General features: G+C 61.8%; 18 protein-coding genes. 5 read left to right on the forward strand and 13 right to left on the reverse strand.

The features are described 5' to 3' along the window. Positions 1 to 2: 2 nt before the first annotated feature. The 6 genes from VC35_RS20075 to VC35_RS20100 form a co-directional block, all read right to left on the reverse strand. Positions 3 to 626, reverse strand: a complete 624-nt coding sequence (locus VC35_RS20075) for a flavin reductase family protein (protein WP_046042166.1) — start codon at positions 624 to 626, stop codon at positions 3 to 5. Between the two features lie 256 nt (positions 627 to 882). Then, positions 883 to 1116 carry a hypothetical protein gene (locus tag VC35_RS20080; RefSeq protein ID WP_046042167.1) on the reverse strand — a complete coding sequence of 78 codons (234 nt, stop codon included), beginning with the start codon at positions 1114 to 1116 and terminating at the stop codon, positions 883 to 885. A 510-nt stretch (positions 1117 to 1626) separates the two neighbouring features. Beyond that, entirely contained in the window at positions 1627 to 2946 is a 1320-nt protein-coding gene (locus VC35_RS20085) for an MFS transporter (protein WP_046042168.1), read from the reverse strand. 296 nt (positions 2947 to 3242) lie between these two features. Further along, the gene (locus VC35_RS20090; RefSeq protein ID WP_046042169.1) at positions 3243 to 4577 is read right to left on the reverse strand and encodes a sigma-54-dependent transcriptional regulator; all 1335 of its coding nucleotides are present in this window, start codon (positions 4575 to 4577) and stop codon (positions 3243 to 3245) included. Then, a complete protein-coding gene (locus tag VC35_RS20095) occupies positions 4571 to 6337 on the reverse strand; it encodes a sensor histidine kinase (protein ID WP_046042170.1) in 1767 nt (588 codons plus the stop codon). The genes VC35_RS20090 and VC35_RS20095 overlap by 7 nt, the downstream gene beginning before the upstream one ends. A gap of 144 nt (positions 6338 to 6481) precedes the next feature. After that, entirely contained in the window at positions 6482 to 8005 is a 1524-nt protein-coding gene (locus VC35_RS20100) for a fumarate hydratase (protein WP_046042171.1), read from the reverse strand. A gap of 509 nt (positions 8006 to 8514) precedes the next feature. On the opposite strand from VC35_RS20100, the gene VC35_RS20105 reads away from it, so the two are divergent. From VC35_RS20105 to VC35_RS20115, 3 genes are read left to right on the forward strand one after another with little or no spacing between them, the layout of a single operon-like run. Next, complete coding sequence (locus VC35_RS20105; RefSeq protein WP_046042172.1) at positions 8515 to 9621, forward strand: GGDEF domain-containing protein; 1107 nt, start codon at positions 8515 to 8517, stop codon at positions 9619 to 9621. Next, positions 9614 to 10549, forward strand: coding sequence for an iron-sulfur-binding ferredoxin reductase (locus VC35_RS20110; protein WP_046042173.1), 936 nt, complete (start codon positions 9614 to 9616; stop codon positions 10547 to 10549). The genes VC35_RS20105 and VC35_RS20110 overlap by 8 nt, the downstream gene beginning before the upstream one ends. Positions 10550 to 10578: 29 nt before the next feature. Continuing rightward, the gene (locus VC35_RS20115) at positions 10579 to 11328 is read left to right on the forward strand and encodes an enoyl-CoA hydratase-related protein (RefSeq protein WP_046042174.1); all 750 of its coding nucleotides are present in this window, start codon (positions 10579 to 10581) and stop codon (positions 11326 to 11328) included. 135 nt (positions 11329 to 11463) lie between these two features. Here the strand turns inward: VC35_RS20115 and pyk are convergent, their stop codons facing one another. Beyond that, on the reverse strand, positions 11464 to 12915 hold the full coding sequence (gene pyk / locus VC35_RS20120; protein WP_046042175.1) for a pyruvate kinase: 1452 nt from the start codon (positions 12913 to 12915) through the stop codon (positions 11464 to 11466). A gap of 173 nt (positions 12916 to 13088) precedes the next feature. Here pyk and VC35_RS20125 point away from each other — a divergent pair, with 173 nt between their 5' ends. Both VC35_RS20125 and VC35_RS20130 read left to right on the forward strand, forming a co-directional pair. Continuing rightward, on the forward strand, positions 13089 to 13472 hold the full coding sequence (locus tag VC35_RS20125; RefSeq protein ID WP_046042176.1) for a tetratricopeptide repeat protein: 384 nt from the start codon (positions 13089 to 13091) through the stop codon (positions 13470 to 13472). Between the two features lie 234 nt (positions 13473 to 13706). Next, a complete protein-coding gene (locus VC35_RS20130; protein ID WP_046042177.1) occupies positions 13707 to 14066 on the forward strand; it encodes a PilZ domain-containing protein in 360 nt (119 codons plus the stop codon). Positions 14067 to 14103: 37 nt separating this feature from the next. Here the strand turns inward: VC35_RS20130 and VC35_RS20135 are convergent, their stop codons facing one another. Genes VC35_RS20135 through VC35_RS20160 form a run of 6 tightly spaced genes read right to left on the reverse strand, consistent with a single transcriptional unit; the run spans position 14104 to position 20817 of the window. Further along, entirely contained in the window at positions 14104 to 15432 is a 1329-nt protein-coding gene (locus VC35_RS20135; RefSeq protein WP_046042179.1) for a DUF58 domain-containing protein, read from the reverse strand. Beyond that, entirely contained in the window at positions 15429 to 16430 is a 1002-nt protein-coding gene (locus VC35_RS20140; RefSeq protein ID WP_046042180.1) for an AAA family ATPase, read from the reverse strand. Before VC35_RS20140 ends, VC35_RS20135 begins: the two co-directional genes overlap by 4 nt. Then, positions 16427 to 17590, reverse strand: a complete 1164-nt coding sequence (locus VC35_RS20145; protein WP_046042181.1) for a DUF4350 domain-containing protein — start codon at positions 17588 to 17590, stop codon at positions 16427 to 16429. Before VC35_RS20145 ends, VC35_RS20140 begins: the two co-directional genes overlap by 4 nt. After that, entirely contained in the window at positions 17587 to 19131 is a 1545-nt protein-coding gene (locus tag VC35_RS20150) for a DUF4129 domain-containing protein (protein ID WP_046042182.1), read from the reverse strand. Before VC35_RS20150 ends, VC35_RS20145 begins: the two co-directional genes overlap by 4 nt. Further along, entirely contained in the window at positions 19118 to 20095 is a 978-nt protein-coding gene (locus VC35_RS20155) for a stage II sporulation protein M (RefSeq protein WP_046042183.1), read from the reverse strand. The genes VC35_RS20150 and VC35_RS20155 overlap by 14 nt, the downstream gene beginning before the upstream one ends. Beyond that, the gene (locus VC35_RS20160) at positions 20092 to 20817 is read right to left on the reverse strand and encodes an RDD family protein (protein ID WP_046042185.1); all 726 of its coding nucleotides are present in this window, start codon (positions 20815 to 20817) and stop codon (positions 20092 to 20094) included. Before VC35_RS20160 ends, VC35_RS20155 begins: the two co-directional genes overlap by 4 nt. Positions 20818 to 20836 lie beyond the last annotated feature (19 nt).

A 20836-nucleotide genomic window follows, 5' to 3' on the forward strand; every position in this document is an offset into this window, starting at 1 on the left:
TCTCACCGCCCCGGGCGGTACATCTTGAATAACGCCTCAGGCCCCAGCTGGAAATAATCCGCTGGCCCGCCGCCGCGCAGAATCGGTTCTGCCGCGGCGGTGTCGTATACCCCATCCTTCAACAGCCATTTGGCGATATGCACGGCGACCACTTCGCCGAGGATCAGCCAGCTCGGCACCACATTGCCGTCCGCCCGTTGCAGCTGGATGATCTGCGTGACCTTGCATTCGAAGGACACCGGGCTCTCGGCCACCCGCGGCACCTGAATGATTTTCGAGGCAGCGGTCGTCAGCCCGGCCAGTTCGAACTCGTTGACCTCAGGCTTGACCATGGCGCTGCTCTGGTTCATCTCCTCGGCCAGCGGCCGCGTGGCCAGGTTCCAGGCGAACTCGCCGGTTTGTTCGATGTTGTTCAGGCTGTCTTTGCGTCCGACGCTGGAAAAACCAACGATCGGCGGGATGTAGTTGAAGGCGTTGAAGAAGCTGTAGGGCGCCAGGTTCAAGCGGCCCTCGGCATCCTGTGAAGAAATCCAGCCAATGGGGCGCGGGCCGACGATGGCGTTGAACGGATCGTGGGGCAGGCCGTGGCCGTTGGCGGGTTCGTAGAAGTGGATGTCGTCGGGCATGGGAAGTGTTCCAGAGGGCAACATTTGAAGAGCGGACATAGTGCTAGGGCCAGACGCTGATTTCCAGTCTGATATAGAGCCCTGTGGGAGCGAGCTTGCTCGTGATTGCGGACTGACATTCAGCATAGATGTCGACTGAATGTCAGTCATCGCGAGCAAGCTCGCTCCCACAGGTTCTTCGGCCAACCCTGAAATTTGCTTTACCCCAGAAACGACTAAGCCCGGCCGAAGCCGGGCTGTGAGTTTCCCTCCACGATCAGCCGATAGCTTCAGCGCTACCGGTTTTGTCGAAACCGTCGGCAGCGACAGCGCCCGCGGTGCCGGTTTTATCGAAGCCGTCCGAGGCATAGGTTCCCGAGTGGCTGCGTTCGATGGCGGCGCTGGCACCGGATTCGAAGGAGGCCGAGCCGGTTTTGTCGTAGCCATCGGCGGCGAACGTGTTGGCGGCCAGTACGGAAAGGGCCAGGGCAAGGATCAGTTTGGTTTTCATGGTGGTGACTCCCGTCTCGTTGGCGTTTTGTGAAAAAAGCCAAGACGCCAGATATATCGATTAAATTTCGCAATTAAATCCTGCTACTTATCGATTAATTGGATGTTAAGGCCGTCAGGCTTTTTCGCTTTCAAGGACTGAGTGAGCGCATCGCAATGAATCGATCAGGCCGTTAAAGGTTGGGCGGCAAGCATTAACACGTGATTAATCGGCTCTTTTACCTGGGTGACAGATTTTTCATGAAACCCTTGCCCATTTTTACTACGGCAGCACCAATCCGGGAGCGGGCCGAATCTGGATTTGGCTGTGGTGGTGATTGCGGGGGAGCTTTGATCGCGCAGAACAAGCATGGCAAACGAGAGGTTGCCGAACTGACTTGATGTCGAGTCGGCTCCATTCGCGAGCAAGCCCGCTCCCACATTTAACCGGGTTGTTCCAGAAGGAACGCGGTCGAATGTGGGAGCGGGCTTGCTCGCGAAGAGGCCGGTACAGCCAGCTTCGATCTATCTATCAGTCAGTGACAATCCGCGAATGCTTGCGGGTGTCTTTCATGGTGACGTACACCAGCAACGACACGGCAATACACGCGGTCACGTACCAGTAGTAACCCGTTTCCATGCCGATGCTCTTGAACCACAACGCGATGTATTCAGCGGTGCCGCCGAAGATCGAGACGGTCAGTGCATACGGCAGGCCCACGCCCAGGGCGCGGATTTCGGTCGGGAACAGTTCGGCTTTTACCACCGCATTGATCGAGGTGTAGCCGCTGACGATGATCAGCGCCGCCATGATCAGGAAGAACGCGCCCCACCAGGTCTGGATGGTGTGCAGGGTGGTGAGGATCGGCACGGTGAACAGTGTCCCGAGGATGCCGAAGGCAATCAGGATCGGCCGGCGACCGATCTTGTCCGACAGCCCGCCGATGATCGGTTGCAGGCACATGAACAGGAACAGCGTGGCAGCGGAAATGGTGGTGGAGTCGGAGATGCTCATGCCGACGGTGTTCACCAGGTATTTCTGCATGTAGGTGGTGTAGGTGTAGAACGCCAGGGTACCGCCCATGGTCAGGCCGACCACGGTCATCAGTTCCTTGGGGTGACGCATCAAGGTGCGCATCGCGCTTTCCTTGGCTTTTTCTTTCTTGGTGAAGGACTCGGTCTCTTCCATACCGCGACGCAGGTACAACGCAACCACGGCACACAGCGCGCCGATGGCGAACGGGATGCGCCAGCCCCAGGCGTAGAGCTCCTCGGTGGTCAGGAAGTTCTGCAGGACAATCAGCACCGCCAAAGCGATGAGCTGGCCGGAGATCAGGGTCACGTACTGGAAGCTGGAGTAGAAACCGCGACGCTCCTTGGTTGCCATCTCGCTGAGGTAAGTGGCGGAGGTGCCGTATTCGCCACCCACCGACAGGCCTTGCAGCAAGCGCGCGAACACCAGCAGGATCGGCGCGCCGATGCCGATGACTTCATAGCTTGGGCTCAGCGCGATCAGCAGCGAGCCGAAGCACATCAGGTACACCGAGGCCATAAGGGCTTTTTTGCGCCCGACTTTGTCGGCATACAGACCCATCAGCCAGCCACCGATCGGACGCATCAGGAAGCCCACGGCGAAGATCGCGGCGGTGTTGAGCAGTTGGGCGGTGGTGTCGCCTTTGGGGAAGAAGGTCTTGGCGAAGTACAGGGAGAAGGCGGCGTAGACGTACCAGTCGTACCACTCGACCATGTTGCCGACAGAACCGCTGAAAATCGATTTGATGCGACTGGCGGTGGTTCTTTCTTTAGCCGGCGTGGCAGCCGACCCAAGGGGCAGGGCGTTGGAGTTATCCATTGAAGGATCCTTCATTTAATTGTTTTTGTGGAGCGCGATTAAACGCAGCCTGCCAGGGCTATAGCAGGAGCTGTGCCAACGGGGAGAGGGCCGGTTTAGAGGGGGGAGGGTGTTTCAGTGCGCGGAAATCCGCTCATATGCGGCGGGTGGTGAGCGGAAAATTGCTTATCGGGAGGAGGTGCATTGCCTTTGCCGGCCCCATCGCGAGCAATCTCGCTCACACAATGTTCGGCGCACACAGATCCCCTGTGGGAGCGAGCTTGCTCGCGATGGGGCCAGAACGGGCACTGCGAAACTCAGTTTTCTTGCAGGAACATCTCTCGGCTCAACCCATGCCGCTGCATCTTTTCATTGAAGGTCCGGCGCGGCAGTTGCAGTTCTTCGAGCACCGCTTTCACATCGCCCTTGTGCCGGGTCAGTGCCGCACGCAGGCATTGCGCCTCGAACGCTTCCTGCTGAGCCGCCAGTGACTGGCCGGGCTCGATGCCCAAGGGCTCCGGCTCACCGAGCCCCAATACCTGACGCTCGGCGACGTTCGCCAGTTCGCGCACGTTGCCCGGCCAGTCGTGGCTCAACAGGTGACTCAACTGCGCGCCGCTCAACGGTGGAAATTTGCGTCCCAGGCGTTCGGCGGCGTTTTGGGCAAAGGATTCGAAAAGCAAGGGTATGTCTTCGCGGCGTTCGCGCAAGGGTGGCAGGCGTAGTTCAGCGACGTTCAAACGATAAGCCAGGTCTTCACGAAAACGTCCGGCCCGCGCTTCGTCGAGCAGGTCCGGCTTGGTCGCGGCAATGATGCGCAAATCCACGCGGATGCTCTGGTTCGAGCCCAGCCGTTCAAGCTTTTGCTCCTGCAATACCCGCAGCAATTTCACTTGCTGGGCCAACGGCATGCTTTCGATTTCATCGAGAAACAGCGTGCCGCCGTCGGCGTACTCGAGTTTGCCGATGCGCTTGCCGGACGCCCCAGTGAACGCGCCGCTCTCGTGACCGAACAACTCGGCCTCGAACAATTGCTCGGGGATGGCGGCGCAGTTGAGTGCGACAAAGGGCTTGTCGGCCCGCGGCCCGAAGTCGTGCAGGCAACGCGCGACCAGTTCCTTGCCGCTACCGGTTTCGCCGCGAATCAGCACGTTGACCGGCAGTGCTGCCAGGTCCAAAACCTGTCGACGCAGGGTCTGCAAACCCCGGGACACGCCGAGCAGCGTGGCGTCCAGCTTGGCGCGGTTGTCCGCCTGCTCGTGCAACGCGCGGTTTTCCAGCACCAGCCGGCGTTTGTCGAGGGCGCGGCGCAGGCTGCCGAGCAGGGTTTCCGGGCTGAAGGGTTTTTCGAGGAAATCGTAGGCGCCGTCGCGCATGGCCTCGACGGCCATCGGCACATCGCCGTGACCGGTCAGCAGGATCACCGGCAAATCGGCATCCCGGCGTTGCACCTCGGCCAGCAGTTCCAGGCCGGTCATGCCGGGCATGCGCACGTCGCTGAGAATCACCCCGGCAAAATGCCTGGGCAACTGCGCCAGGCACTCGTCGGCGCGGCTGAACAACTGCACCTCGAAACCCGACAGGCTCAACCATTGCTCGACGGCACTGCGGATGCTGCTTTCGTCGTCGACCACGATCACTGAGTTCAGCATGGTTCATGCACCTCCAGGTCGATGGGCAAGGTCACGGTGAACACGGCGCCTTTGTCATGATTGTCGGCACTCAGGCGCCCGCCGGATTCGTGAACGATGGCAAAGGATACGGCCAAACCGATCCCCAGGCCGTCGCCCACCGGTTTGGTGGTGAAGAACGGATCGAAGACCTTGGACAGGTTCTCTTCGGCGATGCCGCCACCGTTGTCGATCACGCTCAGGCGCCACAATTGTTCGTCGGCTTCGAGGCGAATTTCCAGGCGTTTGCAGGGTTTATCCTGCATCGCATCGAGGGCATTGCGCAGCAGATTGATCAGTACCTGTTCCAGGCGGATCGCATCGCCACGCACCCAGGCCGGGCGGGTCAGGTGCAGCACGGTACTGACCTGTTCATCGCGCAGCCGGGTGTCGAGCAGTTGCAGCGACTGGTCCACCACCGCCGCAAGGTCCAGGCGTTCGCGCAAACCGCTGGGGCTTTTGCGGGCGAAGGTTTTCAGATGGCCGGTGAGGGCGGCCATACGCGTGAGCATTTCATCCACTGGTTTGAGCGCTTTGTAGGCGTCGTCGACCCGGCCGTGGTCGAGCAGCAGGCGCAAGGTCGCCAGCTGCATGCGCTGGGCGGTTAGCGGTTGATTGATCTCGTGAGCCAGCGCCGCCGACATTTGGCCAAGCGCGGCGAGTTTGGCCGATTGCACCAGGCCCTCCTGGGCGGTGCGCAGGTCGCGGGTACGCTCTTCTACAAGCTGCTCAAGTTCTTCGCGACTGCGCTGACGCAGTTTGGCCAGGCGCCAGCGCTGGTTGAGAAACAGCAGCAGGAACACCAGGGTCAGCCATAGCCCGGCTGCGGCGAGGGCGGCGTTTCGGCTGTCTTCGAAGGCGACTTGCGGGCGCCGCAGCAGGTGCAGGGTCCAGCCCTCGCTATTCAGTGGCAGGGATTCCCACAGGTAATCCGCCTTGCCGTCGGGGCCGTCGACCCGAGCCAGGTCACTGTTGTCGTCGAAGCGTCGCAACGATTGAAACTCAAGCGGCGTCAGCGGCTGCTTGTCGTACTGGCGGGTGGCCTTGAGTTCGGCATGATCACTGTCGCTCAGCGGCTTGAGCAGGCGATAGCGCCAGCCCGGCTGGTTGGCGATGAATATGATCCCGCGCGCGTCGCTGACCAACAGGGTGTCGCTGCCCTGGCGCCACTCGCGCTCCAGTTCGGGGAACTCCAGTTTCACCACCATGGCGCCGAGGAACTGGCTGTCGTCATCGCTGACCGCGCTGGAGAGGAAGTAGCCGGGAATTCCGCTGGTCACCCCCACGGCGTAAAAGCGCCCGGTGCCCTGGGTGCGGGTCTGGTTGAAATAGGGACGGAAACCGTAGTTGTGGCCGACATAACTGCTGGGCAAACGCCAGTTGCTCGCCGCTACGGCCAGACCGGTACGATCGAGCAGTTCAAGGGTCGAGGATTGAGCGGCGCCGTTGATCTTTTCCAGTTTGCGGTTCAGCGCATCCTGCTGCTCGGGACTCACCACCCCCTTGAGCGCCGAGCGCAGCTCCGGGTCCAGCGCCAGCACGGCGGGCAGGGCGCGGTAACGTTCGATCAGGGTATGCAGGGACGTGGCATACAGCGCCAGTTGTTGATTGGCGCGCGCCGCGTCTTCGACCATTGACTGGCGCACGGTGTGGCGCATGGCCAGGGTGGCGGCGATGGCGGCACCGGCAATGATCAATAAGGTGTAGAGCGCCAGGCGCAGGGGTCGGGAGGTCGTCAACATGCAGTGAACAACAGGCCAAAATGGGGGAAGGCACCATAGCATGCGAAGGGCGGTCTGCTCTCGCTGGAGTACAGTTATCCGGCCGAAAAAAAACCGGTCTGTCGTTGCCGACAAACCGGTTTTTTCAGCGGACATCAGTGCCGTTTATTGCACTTCTACCGCCAGGCTTTCACTGATCTTTTTCTGCCAGATGGCAGGACCTGTGATGTGTACCGACTCGCCCTTGCTGTCGACCGCAACGGTCACAGGCATGTCTTTTACGTCGAACTCGTAGATCGCTTCCATGCCCAGTTCGGCGAAAGCTACCACGCGGGATTTCTTGATCGCTTGCGCCACCAGGTAAGCCGCGCCGCCGACAGCCATCAGATAAACGGCTTTGTGGTCCTTGATCGCTTCGATCGCGGTAGGGCCGCGCTCGGATTTGCCGATCATGCCCAGCAGGCCGGTTTGCTCGAGGATCTGGCGGGTGAACTTGTCCATCCGCGTCGCGGTGGTAGGACCTGCGGGGCCAACCACTTCTTCGCGCACCGGATCAACCGGGCCGACGTAGTAGATGAAGCGACCCTTGAGGTCCACCGGCAGGGTTTCACCCTTGTTCAGCATCTCGACCATGCGCTTGTGCGCAGCGTCGCGACCGGTGAGCATCTTGCCGTTGAGCAGGACGGTTTCGCCCGGCTTCCAGCTCTGCACTTCTTCCGGGGTCAGGGTGTCGAGGTTGACGCGACGGGCCGACGGGCCGGCTTCCCAGACGATTTCCGGGTAGGCGTCCAAAGGTGGCGCTTCCTGGGCAACCGGGCCGGAACCGTCGAGCACAAAGTGCGTGTGACGGGTGGCAGCGCAGTTCGGGATCATGCACACCGGCAGCGAGGCTGCGTGGGTCGGGTAGTCCATGATCTTCACGTCGAGCACGGTGGTCAGACCACCGAGACCCTGGGCGCCGATGCCCAGTTGGTTGACCTTCTCGAACAGTTCCAGGCGCATTTCTTCAATGCGGTTCTGCGGGCCACGGGCTTTGAGCTCGTGAATGTCGATGGATTCCATCAACACTTCCTTGGCCATCACTGCGGCTTTCTCGGCGGTGCCGCCGATGCCAATGCCGAGCATGCCTGGTGGGCACCAGCCGGCGCCCATTTCCGGGACGGTCTTCAGCACCCAGTCGACGATCGAGTCGGACGGGTTGAGCATGGCCATCTTCGACTTGTTCTCGGATCCACCGCCCTTGGCCGCCACGTCCACTTCCACGGTGTTACCCGGAACGATGGAGTAGTGGATGACTGCCGGGGTGTTGTCCTTGGTGTTCTTGCGAGCGCCCGCCGGGTCGGCGAGGATCGAAGCACGCAGGACGTTTTCCGGCAGGTTGTAGGCGCGACGTACGCCCTCGTTGATCATGTCGTCCACGCTCATGGTGGCGCCATCCCAACGCACGTCCATGCCCACGCGGACAAACACGGTCACGATGCCGGTGTCCTGGCAGATCGGACGATGGCCGGTGGCGCACATGCGCGAGTTGATCAGGATCTGTGCCATCGAGTCGCGGGCCGCTGGCGATTCTTCGCGCAGGTAGGCCTCGTGCATCGCCTGGATGAAATCCACGGGGTGGTAGTAGGAAATGAACTGCAGGGCGTCGGCAACGCTCTGAATCAGGTCGTCTTGCTTGATCACGGTCATGAGTCGCGCTCCTCTAAAAGACGGGAACATTCAATAAGGTGCTTGCAGCTTGGGTGCATCGGTCGGTTGCAAGCACCTTTCAAGGCACGCCGGGCAAGCTGGCGCGACGCTAAAAAGGCGCGGCAGTATACCGCGCCTCGCGCACAGGCACACGCGCCGGCAGTCAATCGTTGGTCGCATAGAAGCAGCTACAAGCGGCAAGTTTGAAGCTGCAAGAGGAGTGCGTGGCTTTTGTGGCGAGGGGGCTTGCCCCCGTTCGGTTGCGAAGCAGCCGCAAAACCGGTGAAAACAATCCGCCTGACACAACGACCTGTCTGTTACCGGGACTGCTTCGCAGTCCAACGGGGCGATGCGGCGGTCCGACAAGCCCCCTCGCCACAGGGTCGTGCAAGGCTCAGCCCGTCGATCCCGAAAATTGAATGGTCATTTATCGGTCACGCCACTAAAGTGATATGCGGTCTGTAGAGTAGGACGCTCTGTCAGTCTCCTTTCATCTGGTGAGTCAACGATTGACCCATAACGCCATCCAGCGCCTGTTGCTCAAACGTTTCGCCCTCGCGGCCGGCACCTATGCCCTGGCATTGCTGTTGCTGTGGCTGGCGTTTTTTACCGGTCACTACGATGCACCGCTTTCCAGTGTCGCCATCGGCAGCGCACTGGTGGTGATCAGCCAGGCCATCCTGTTCGCGGTGTTCTACAGTGGCTGCAACCTGCGCTTCGCCGACCCCAGTCTGACCGAGGCACAAGTGTTGCTGGGGCTGGGCTGGCAAACCTGGCTGATCGCCCATCTGGACGAAGCTCGGGGCGTGTTCCTGGTGTTTTACGTGCTGATCCTGCTGTTCGGCCTGTTCCATCTGTCACGCCGGTCTTTAGTACGATGCGCGCTGCTGGTGTTTTTCAGTTTCAGTGCGATCACGCTGTGGGAGGGCTACCACTTCCAGCTGCCTGACCCGGCCATGGCGGTGTTGCAGGTCTGTGTGCTGTTCATCGTGCTGGTGTGGCTGGTGCTGTATGCCCGCTATGTGCAGGCTTCGCGACAGCGTATGCGCCAGCGGCGTTTTGCCTTGCAGGCGCACCAGGACACGTTGCGCGGGATGATGCGCCAGCTCGAAGACCTGGTGGCCACCGACGAGCTCACGGGCCTGTTCAATCGCCGGCATTTCCTGCGCCTGGCTTCCCGCGAATTGAACGCCATGGACGCCGGTGTCGTGCATGGCCTGGCGCTGATTGACCTCGACCATTTCAAGCGCATCAACGACCTGCACGGCCATGCCGCCGGCGATCAGGTGCTGCAAGCCTTTGCCGGCGTTGCCAACGCGTGCCTGCGCGACGGCGATGTTCTGGCCCGCTACGGCGGCGAAGAGTTCGTGGTGCTGCTGCCCGATTGCGATGCCGCCAGTCTGACTTCGTGCTGCGAACGGCTGCGCATCGCATTTACCGATGTCGAGCTGATTGGTCTGAATGTGCGCAACCTCAGCCTGTCCGCCGGTATGACCCTGCTGGAGCTGGGCGACGACCTCGATGATGCCCTGCAACGGGCCGATCAGGCGCTCTATCGCGCCAAGCGTGACGGCCGCAACCGGTGCGCGGCAGCGTGGGAGAACGTCGATGCCTGAGCTGCGGGTCGGTGAGCGCCACTGGTCGGTGACGGCGGGCAGCAATCTGCTCGACGTGCTGAACCAGAACGGCGTGCCAGTGCCTTACAGTTGCCGCGCCGGCAGTTGCCATGCGTGCCTGGTGCAATGTGTGCGGGGGTTACCGAGCGACAGCCGCCCCGATGCCCTGAGTGCACAGCAGCGTGAACAGGGCTGGCGGCTGGCGTGCCAGTGCCAGGTGATCGAGGACTTGCAGGTGCACGCCTTCGACCCGCAAACCGATGGCCATCCGGCCGAAGTCGCAGCGATCGATTGGCTGAGTACCACGGTACTGCGCTTGCGGGTAATCCCCCAGCGACCGTTGCGCTACAGCGCCGGCCAGCATCTGGTGTTGTGGGCGGGCAGCGTGGCGCGCCCGTATTCTCTCGCCAGCCTGCCGCAGGAAGACCGTTTTCTGGAGTTTCATCTCGATTGCCGCAAGCCCGGGGAATTCAGCAATGCCGCCAGGCAATTGCGCATTGGCGATCCGATCCGTCTCGGCGAACTGCGCGGCGGTGCCTTGCATTACGACCCTGACTGGCACGCCCGGCCGTTGTGGTTGATGGCGGCCGGCACCGGGTTGGGGCCGTTGTTTGGTGTATTGCGCGAAGCGCTGCGTCAGGATCACCAGGGGGCCATCCGCGTCATCCACCTCGCCCATGATGCCGATGAGCACTACCTGGCCAAACCCCTGCAAGCCATGGCCGCCAGCCGTCCGAACCTGAGTGTCGAATTGTGGACCCCGGCCGAGTTGCCAGCGGCTTTGGCGCAACTGCGGCTTGTTTCCCGGCAAACCCTGGCCTTACTCTGCGGAGCCCCCGACAGTGTCGACGCCTTTGCCCGGCGCCTGTACCTGGCGGGATTGCCGCGCAATCAACTGCTGGCCGATGTGTTCCTGCCCCGTGGTTGAGCGCTGACTTTTCAGACGCGAGACCTGCCATGACCGATGCCATCGAAGTTGAACGCGAACGCGGCCTGTTGACCCTGCGCCTGAATCGCCCGGACAAGAAAAACGCCCTGACCCGCGCCATGTACAGCGACCTGGCCGAGGCGTTGAAACAGGCCGATAGCGACCCCGGGATCAACGCCGTGCTGATCACCGGTTCTGCCGAATGCTTCACCGCCGGCAACGACATCGCCGATTTCATCCAGCAACCGCCGAGCGGCCTCGACAGCCCGGTATTCCAGTTCATGCTCAACCTGCTCGAATGCCGCAAACCGGTGGTCGCCGCCGTGGCCGGAGCGGCGGTGGGCATTGGCACGACGATGTTGCTGCATTGCGACCTGGTCTACGTTAGCCGCGACGCACGCCTGCGCATGCCGTTCGTCAACCTTGGTCTATGCCCCGAGTTTGGTTCCAGCCTGATCCTGCCGCGCCTGCTCGGACAGGCCAAAGCGGCGGAGTTGTTGCTGCTCGGTGAAGGGTTCAATGGAGAACAGGCGGCCGCGTGGGGCATTGCGTCCGAAGCGCTGGGCAGTGGCGAAGAAGCTTTGGCCAAGGCGCGGGAGATGGCGCTGCGCTTCGAGTCGCTGCCGCCGGAAGCGGTGCGCATCAGCAAGCAATTGATGAAGGCGCCGGACCGGGAACTGTTGCGCAAGGTGATTGAGGAGGAGGGGGCGTTGTTTACCCAGCGGCTGCGTTCGCCGGAAGCGTTGGCGGCGTTGACGGGGTTTATCAAACGACACTGAGTCTTCGCTGACTGGGCCGGCCCATCGCGAGCCTGCTCGCGAAGGCGGCAGTTCAGCCAGTACAAATTCAAAATCAGAATGCAAAAAGCCCCGTCATTCACATGGCGGGGCTTTTGTTTTTCAGCAACCGGTCACTCAGACCATCGGGTCGCCAACGTGCAGGATCTTCATGCCGTTGGTGCCGCCGGTGGTGTGGTAGCTGTCGCCTTTGGTCAGGATGACCCAGTCGCCTTTCTGTACTACGCCGCGCTTGACCAGCTCGTCGATTGCCTTCTGGCTGACTTCGTTCGGCGCCAGCGAAGCCGGGTCGAACGGGATGGTGTACACGCCACGGAACATTGCCGCGCGAGCCTGGGCTTCGCGGTGTGGGGTGAACGCGTAGATCGGCACCGAGGAGCGAATGCGCGACATGATCAGCGGGGTGTAGCCACTTTCGGTCAGGGCAATGATCGCCTTCACGCCCGGGAAGTGGTTGGCGGTGTACATGGTCGCCAAGGCAATGCTCTCGTCGCAGCGGGCGAATTCCTTGCCGATGCGGTGGCTGGAGGTCTTGCTGGTCGGGTGCTTTTCGGCGCCGACGCAGATACGCGCCATGGCCTGAACGGCTTCCAGTGGGTACAGGCCAGCAGCACTTTCAGCCGAGAGCATTACGGCGTCGGTGTAGTCGAGCACGGCGTTGGCTACGTCGGACACTTCGGCGCGGGTCGGCATCGGGTTCTGGATCATCGACTCCATCATCTGGGTCGCGACGATCACTGCCTTGTTGTGGCGGCGTGCGTGCAGAATGATTTTCTTCTGGATGCCCACCAGCTCGGCGTCGCCGATTTCCACGCCCAGGTCACCACGGGCAACCATCACCGCGTCGGACGCCTTGATCAGGCCGTCGAGGGTTTCGTCGTCGGCCACGGCTTCGGCTCGTTCGATCTTTGCCACCAACCAGGCAGTACCGCCGGCTTCGTCGCGCAGCTGACGGGCGTATTCCATGTCGGCGGCGTCACGCGGGAAGGAGACCGCGAGGTAGTCGACTTCCATTTCCGCGGCGAGCTTGATGTCGGCCTTGTCTTTTTCAGTCAGGGCCGGAGCTGTCAGGCCGCCACCGCGACGGTTGATGCCTTTATGGTCGGACAGCGGGCCGCCGATGGTCACGGTGCAGTTCAGTTCGGTGGCCGTGGCGGTATCGACGCGCATCACCACGCGACCGTCGTCGAGCAGCAGCTCGTCGCCCACGCCGCAGTCCTTGACCAGGTCCGGGTAGTCGATGCCGACCACTTGCTGGTTGCCTTCGGTCAGAGGATGACTGGTGGAGAAGGTGAATTGATCACCGATCTTCAGCTCGATCTTCTTGTTGGCGAACTTGGCGATACGGATTTTCGGGCCTTGCAGGTCGCCCAGCAGGGCGACGAAGCGACCGTGCTTGGCGGCGAGCTCACGCACCAGCTTCGCGCGAGCCTTGTGCTCGTCGGGAGTGCCGTGGGAGAAGTTCAGGCGGGCGACGTCCAGGCCAGCCAGAATCAGCTGTTCGAGAACTTCCGGCGAGTTACTGGCCGGGCCAAGGGTGGCGACGATTTTGGTACGACGGACGGACATGCAAAGACTCCTGAGTTCAAGCGCTGAGTGAGGCTACTATGCTCCGAAGTTGTAGTCATTGTTCGTTTGCACTACTTATTTCTTTCTTTATTGAACCCTGCAACTTTGCGTCCCGGCAGCCTGAAGATTTCCGACCATGGGTCGATACAGCGTTCAAGACAGGAGATTTCCCCATGCGTTTCGTTCTCATTGCCGCCCTTGCCGTCAGCGCCCTCAGCGTCACCGGTTGTACCCGTTGGGCGATGAACCACCATTTGAATAACGCCTACAGTGCCTATGACCGGGGCAATTGCGAGCAGGTGATGCTCGAGCTGTCCAAGGTCGAACGCGACAGCCGCGCGCGGCCTTATGTGTGGCCGGAAGTGTCGATGATGCGCGGCCTGTGCCTGGAGCGGCAGAAGATGTACATCGATGCGGTTCAAACCTATCAGTTCATCATGGCGTCCTACCCACAGAGCGAATATGCCTATCGCTCCCGTGCCCGCATCGAAACCCTGCAGAGCCTGGGCCACTACCCGACGCGCAGTGCCGCAGCGGCAAAACCGACGCAGTTCTGACGGCCGTAACCCTCTGATCGCTGACTCCCCGGCGGTGGTGAGCTATAGTCCAGTGAACCGGTTTTAGAGCGTTGCCTCTGATGAACCGGGGCAACACCTGTGACCGGCACAAGCAGGACTCTGCGCTACAAGGACTGGCGCACCGGAAGCGGGGAGAGCGGGCAAGACTTATGCATACCCGTTCCGAAGCAGTAGTGCGGCTCTGCTTAAGGGCCTTGCATAGCGAAATTGCACATGTTCACCGACCGCCGAATCGAGCGGCATCAACTGCCGTACTTCCTGAAAGTGTTCAACGGCATCACCGGCAAACCCATCGGCTACCTGGGCAATGTCTCCGAAGACGGGCTGATGCTAATCAGCCAGTTGCCGATGATGATCGGCGCGGACTTCAACCTGCGCCTGAAAATTCCCGCCAGCGAGGGTGGCCTGCGGATCATCGACCTGCAGGCCTATTGCCTGTGGTGCCACGAAGACGCGACCCCCCGACATTACGACACCGGATTCAGCCTGCAACGGGCGCCACCGGAATATGGGCAACTGGTGGAGGCATTGAAGCAGTACTTCAGCTTTCTGCCGTTGCCGGCTTCGGCTTGAGGTCACCGGGAAACCGACTGTGAGTGATTGCCCAGGCTCAGAGTCCGGTTCTTTTCCAACCCAGATACCGGGTCACCAGTTCTGCCCCCAACTCACCGGGTCGTGCATCCATCACCAACACTCCATGAGCGTTCAAGCGCTCATGGAGCTCGGCGCGAGCATTCAGGTAGTCCACGGTCCCGCAATAGGCCAGCGCTTCGGGCAAGGTCTGCACCGGTGACTGACGCAGGGTATCAAGCACGTCTTCGCGTAGGCTCGCGACCAGCACCTGATGCTGCCGGCTCAAGCGGTGGACGGCCGGAAGCAGTTCATCGTCGTCCTCTTCGCGCAGGTTGGTCACCAGCACCACCAGAGCCCGGCGTTTTTGCCGTGCCAGCAGTTGCGTGGCCGCGGCTTGATAGTCGGCGCTGCGTTGGGTGCTGTCCAAGTCATAAACGGTATTGAGCAGGGTGTTGAGATGGCTGGTGCCTTTTACCGGCGCGAGGTAGCGCGGCTGTTCGCTGGCAAAGGTACTCACCCCCACCGCGTCGCCCTGACGTAGAGCGACGTAGCTGAGCAACAGACAGGCGTTGAGAGCGTGATCGAAGTGTGACAGTTCATCATCCTGGCTGCGCATGTGCCGGCCGCAGTCGAGCATGAAAATGATCTGCTGATCGCGTTCGTCCTGATACTCCCGGGCAATTGGCATCCGCTGGCGGGCGGTGGCTTTCCAGTCGATCTGGCGCAGGCTGTCGCCCTCGCGAAACTCGCGCAATTGATGGAATTCCAGGCCCAGGCCCCGGCGTTGTTTCTGGCGTACGCCAAGCTGGCTGAGCCAGTTATCCACAGCCAGCAATTGCCCTTCATAGAGACGGGCGAAGTCGGGGTAGACGCGGGTGGCGTCGGGCAGGTCGAGCAAGCGTCTGTCCGACCAGAGCCCCAAGGGGCTTGGCAGGTCGATTTCGCAGCGTTCGAAGCTGAAGTGACCGCGTTTGAGCGGTCGCAGGCGATAACCGGCCAGGCTGTGCTGGCCGGGTTGCAGCTCGACTGTCAGGGGCAGGTTTTCGAAGCCCAGGCCCGGCGGTACGTGGTCGAAGACTTGTACCTTCAGCGGTTGCGCAAAGTCGTGTTCGACCGTCAGTTGCACCTCGCTCCATCGACCTAGCGCCAGGCTGCCGGGTATCTGGCGTTTCAGTCGGGGCGAAAGCAGGCGCTTGAGGCGAATGGCATCGAGGATGGCCAGGGCCAGCAGCGCCAGGAGCAACCCCCAATTGATTGCCATGAGATTTGCCGGAACCGCGAACTCCAATGCTCGCAAAGTGCCCGACACAATGGTGCAGGCCAGCAGGATCAACAGCCAGGCGAGCATCAGGCGCGAGGGTTTCACAGGCGCGGTGCCGGCACTTGGTCGAGCATCTGCTGGAGCACCTGATCGACATCCAGGCCCTCGATGTCCAGCTCCGGCGCAATGCGCACGCGATGGCGCAGCACAGCCAGGGCGCAACCCTTGATGTCATCCGGAATGACGAACTCACCGCCTCGCAACAGCGCACGGGCCCGGGCACATCGCACCAATGCGATGGATGCGCGTGGGCCGGCACCGAGGATCAAACCGGGCCAGTTGCGGGTGGAACGGGCCAAGCGCACGGCGTAATCGAGCACCTGATCGTCCAGGGCCAGGTCGCTGGCGATGCGTTGCAGGGCCAGTACATCCTTGGCCTGGAGCAACGTACGCATCGGCTGGACATCAAGCATGTCGGCCCGGGTCGATCGGCTGACCTGACGCACCATGTCCAGCTCTTGCCCGGCGTCGGGGTAATCCATGCGCACCTTGAGCATGAAACGGTCCAGTTCAGCCTCCGGCAAGGGGTACGTGCCTTCCTGTTCGATCGGGTTTTGCGTGGCGAGCACCATGAACGGTTGCGCAATCGGCAATGGCTGGCCTTCGAGGGTGACTTGCCGTTCCTGCATGGCTTCGAGCAGCGCGGCCTGGGTTTTCGCCGGAGCACGATTGATCTCGTCCGCCAGCAGCAGGTTGGTGAACAATGGCCCCTTGCGCAGTTTGAATTTCTCGGTCTGCAAGTCATACACGGCATGCCCGGTGACGTCGCTGGGCATCAGGTCAGGGGTGAACTGGATGCGCGCGAACTCACCGCCGAAGCAGCGGGCGAGGGCGCGTACCAACAGGGTCTTGCCCAAACCCGGCACGCCTTCGAGCAACACGTGGCCGCCGGCGATCAGTGCCGTCAGGACGTCGTCGATCACGCTGTCCTGGCCAATCACTGCTTTTTGCAGTTCCTTGCGTACGGCCTGGGCCAGATGGCCGGCACGCTGACGCTGTTGAGCTGCGTGGCTCGGTGCGTCGGGCTCGATCGGTTGACTCATAGGGCGTTCCTCAAGGATTGCAGGTGGGCGACCTGACGGCTGAATTCAACGCTGGAAAGCCGTTGTTTCGGTCGCGGGCTCATGGCCTGGCTGATGGCGCGTGTGGGTTGGCCGGTCAGGCGCGCGAGCACCAGCCATTGTTCGGCAACGCCGAGTTGTTCAAAACCGGGATGGCGGCGCCGCACGCGCCGCAGGATGTCTTGCTGCAAGGCTTGCAGCAGGCCGGCCTGACCGTTGCGGCGCAACAGGAAGTCGGCACTGGCACGCAGGTGCTCCTGCAATTGCCGGCGCGCTTTCGGCGCCGGTTCCAGCAGTGGCCCCTGACGCACGCCAAAGTGCCAGAAACCCAGGCCGATCAAGGCGAATAGCGCGACCAGCGCTTGGGGGAAGTAACGCAGCAACAAGGTCAGCAGGCTGTCGTGACCGATGTTGAATATCAGGGTCACGCGGGTGTCGGCGGTCAGGTACCAGAGTAGCCAGGCGTTGTCGTATCGGTCGATGGCCGGGGTTTTCCACAGGTCGGCATCGGTGACCACGATGATCGAACCGAGCCCGTGGTCGAGTTGCATCATGTGGGTGGCCCTGGCGCTGTTGGCCCAGGCCAGGGCGAGGTTTTTCGGGTCTTCGAGATGGAACGCGGTATCGAAACCGGCATAGGCCGGGGCGTCCTCGTCCTCCAGATAGAGCTTGGTCAGTAGCGGGTACGGATCTTCACCGACACCCGGCGGTGGGTCCTTGAGGTCTTTGCTCAGGGACTGGTGCAGTTCCACCCGGTCGAGCAGCAGGTCATTGCTATGGCCGAGTTTTTCATCCCACAGCGACTCGGCGACGAACAGAAGCCGCCCGCCGGCCCGAGTCCAGTTCATCAGCTGGTCGATCTGCCGTGGGGTCATGTTGCCGCGTTCCCCGAGCAACAGCAGGCTGTGTTGACGCGGGTCGAGGCTGGGCAGGATATCGAGGCCGTCGGCGTGGCCGACGTTCAGGCCCTGCTTGTGCAGGAACAACTCCGCCGCCAGATAAGGGTTGGCATTGGCTTCGGGGGAGGGGCCGTGGTCGATTTCGGTCTGGTAGGGGGTCGCCTTGAGGTACAGAGAAACGCACAGAGCAGCCAGCAACACGGCAACCAACGCACCGGCTATCGAGCCCCAGCGCCGACTCAACGGACAGCCTCCGGGCCGAACAGAACACGCCAACCGTTACACAGTTCCTGCTGCACCTGAGCGGGCGGCAGGCGATGCCCGTAGGCCATGTTTTGCCAGTGCCCGGTCAGGTTTTGGCTATAGGCCAGCAAGGCCGGCTGCTGCAGTAGCTCGACACGCTGAAGCACCTGGCCCTCGGTGTCGGCGGACTTGAGCGCGATGTTGAAGTCGTGCAACAGACGGCTGAGCAGGGCGCGATAAAGCAAGCCGAGCGCTTCGCGCGGGTGGGCCTGCCAGAGGCTTTCGGCGTGGGCGGCGATGTCGGCGGGCAGGGACTCGGGCTTGAGATCCAGGCCGAACGCCTGCTGCGGTAACGGTCCCGTGGCTTTGTTGACGGGGATCGGTCGGCGGCTGACGAACGCCTGCAACCAGTCGCGATAGCGCCAGATCAACAGGCCGATGGCGCCAATGACGATGCCCCACAGCACGATTTCAATCAGGGTCGCCAATGCCCCGAAGCCTTGCCCCTCAAACAGTTTCAGCAGGGCCTTCAACCATTGCGGCGTCTTGCCATCGTCCACGGCTTCAGCACTCGGTTGCTCTTCGCCAAAGCGGTAGCGTGTCACCGTTTCCCGGTTCTTGAAGGGCGGCTGGTCAAGGATCGACTTGATGCTGTCCCTGGAGGCCTGGCTGGTCAGGGGTTGGCTCAGTAGGCGCGGGCTGTCGGGTGAAATGGCCGGTTCGGCGGCCCACGCGCTGTGGGTGGTCGGCACTAGCATAATCGCGGCCATCAACAAAACTGCGCCTGCACTGACGAGGCGTTGGCGCATTCGGCGGAACACCAGTTCGATATCCCAGGCCTCCAGTACGGTGCGCCGGTTCAGGTAAAGACTGAAACCGCAGGCGACATAGATCGGTTCCCAGACCACCAGCACCAGTGCATAAAAGGCGTTGGTCAGGTGTTCCAGCCAACGCCAGTCCTGGGTGGCCGCCGAGATCAGCGACTGCCAGCTCCAGTCGAGCGCGACCTGTTGTGGCAGCAGCAGATAGAACAACACCATCAAGCCGATCCACAACGTGCCTTCCAGGTGTGCGCCGATGATCGTCAGCCAGCGTGCGGCGCCGGCTTCTCGCTGCAACAGCACCTGTAGGCGCTGTTGCCGTTGCTGCCCGTTGAGTCCTTCGAGTTGCACCACTGGCATCAGGAAACTGCGGGGCAAACTCAGGCGTCGCCAGGTCAGGCTGGCCAGTAATTGTGGTTTGAGCAGGCGTGGCCATTGGTGCAGCGCCTGCTTGAGCGTGGGCGTTTCACCGAACATGGCCTGGGACAGGATGTATAAGGGCAGGCGTTCGAACGCCGGCTTCAGCCACCAGAAAATGAACACGGCGAGTGAAGGCGAATCCCAGAGGATCCAACTGAGCAGCGCGAAAACCGGCAAGGTGACCAAGGCCCAACTGGTCATCAACAAACGTCGATGGCGTTGGCTCAGGAGCACTCCGAGGTCCATGGCTTCCCAGGTCGAACGCGGGCGAATCACCACCGTGGCGTCACTCAGGCGCATGGCGGCGACGTCCGGCGAACACGAGATAAACCACCACCAGCAGCCAGAGCGCAGCGCCGACCAGATATTTGGTCTGGTGCGAAGGGCCGGTCATTGACGACCAATAGGCTTCGATAAACGCCGCAATCAACAGAAACAGCATGACCCCGCAAATCAGCAGTACGCTCTTGCGCGCCGCCAATCGCAAGGCCTCGGCCCGTGGCAGGCGCCCCGGGGCGACCAAGGCCCAGCCCAGCTTCAGACCGGCGGCTCCGGCCAGGGCGATGGCGCTGAGTTCGAAAGCGCCATGGCCGATCACGAATGACCAAAAGGTTTGCCCGTAGCCGACGTAGGTCAGGTGCCCGACCACCGCCCCGATCATCAGGCCGTTGAAAATCAGGAAAAACACAGTGCCCAATCCAAACAGCAAACCGCTGGCGAAGGTCTGAAAGGCAATGCCGATGTTGTGCATGATGTAGTAGCCGAACATCGCCCAGTCCTCACTGGCGGCTCGTTCCGCCGTGCGTCCGAGGTGACCGGCAACGGGGTCGTACATGCTTTGCATCTCGCTGACCTGCTCGGCGGGGATCAGGTTGTAGATCAGCTCCGGGTACAGGTAAACCAGCAGCGCGAAACCGGCCAGGCTGCCAAAGAACATCAGGCTGGCGGCGAGGACAAAACGCCACTGTTCGCGCACCAGTCGTGGAAAGTCAGCCAGGATGAACGCCAGCACATTGGCCCCCAAACGGCTGCGATGACGGTAAAGCTGTTGGTGTCCGCGCAGCACTTGTTGCTGCAAGGTGTCGATCAGAAAACTGCTGTAGCCACGCTCCTGTGCCAGTGCCAGATGTTGGCAAAGGCGTCGGTAGTCCTTCGGGAAACTGCCGGCGTCGGTGGCCTTGGCGTCCCGCTCCAACTGTTCGAGCAGGTGGGCGAAATGGTCCCATTCGGCCTTGTGCCGGCTTTCAAAAAGGCTTTGCTTCATGTCGGCCCCAACAAGCCGCGGGCGATGCCGTTGATCTCGGTCACCGCCTGCGGGGGCTGGACTTGCAAGGGTTGGGCGAGAATGGAAGCCAGTTCATTGACCCGCGCTTCGGAGAGTTCACCTTGGCGCTCGGCAAACCCGAGGATGGCCCGTTGCTCGGTGAGTGTCAGGACAAAGGCCGGGCGGCGGGGCCGGGCTTCAGGGAGCTGGGGGCGGGTGTGCGGTCGTTCGCGGTAGATCACCAGGGTCCCGGCGGCGATATCGCCGAGGCGCTTGAAGTGTGGATGTTGCAGGCAACTGATGGCCCCTAGGAAGTAACCGAAAGGCAGCAGGTCGACAACGCGCAGCAGGTTGCGCAGCAGTGACGCGGACCAGCCGACCGGAGTGCCATCGTCGTGCACCACCCGCAAGCCCATCCATTGCTTGCCCGGCGAGCGGCCGTGGTTCAGCACCTCGAACAGCACCATGTACCACCAGCTCACCACGAAAAGCAGGATCGAGCCGAGCCCGGCTCCCAGTTTGCCGAGCATCGCCAGCACAATGAACAGCACGCCCAGGACCAGGCCGCGTAAACCAAGATCGATGGAGAATGCCAGCGCACGGACCATCAACCCGGCCGGGCGCAGTGGCAGATCGACGCCCTCCGGCGTTTCGACCTGGTACCGCGTATCCAGCGGCGGTGACAGCGGTGCATTCCCTGGCAGTGCTGTGGTCTCGAGCATGGGCAACCTGACGATGTGG

Source organism: Pseudomonas fluorescens (genome assembly GCF_000967965.1).
Lineage (GTDB): Bacteria > Pseudomonadota > Gammaproteobacteria > Pseudomonadales > Pseudomonadaceae > Aquipseudomonas > Aquipseudomonas grandcourensis.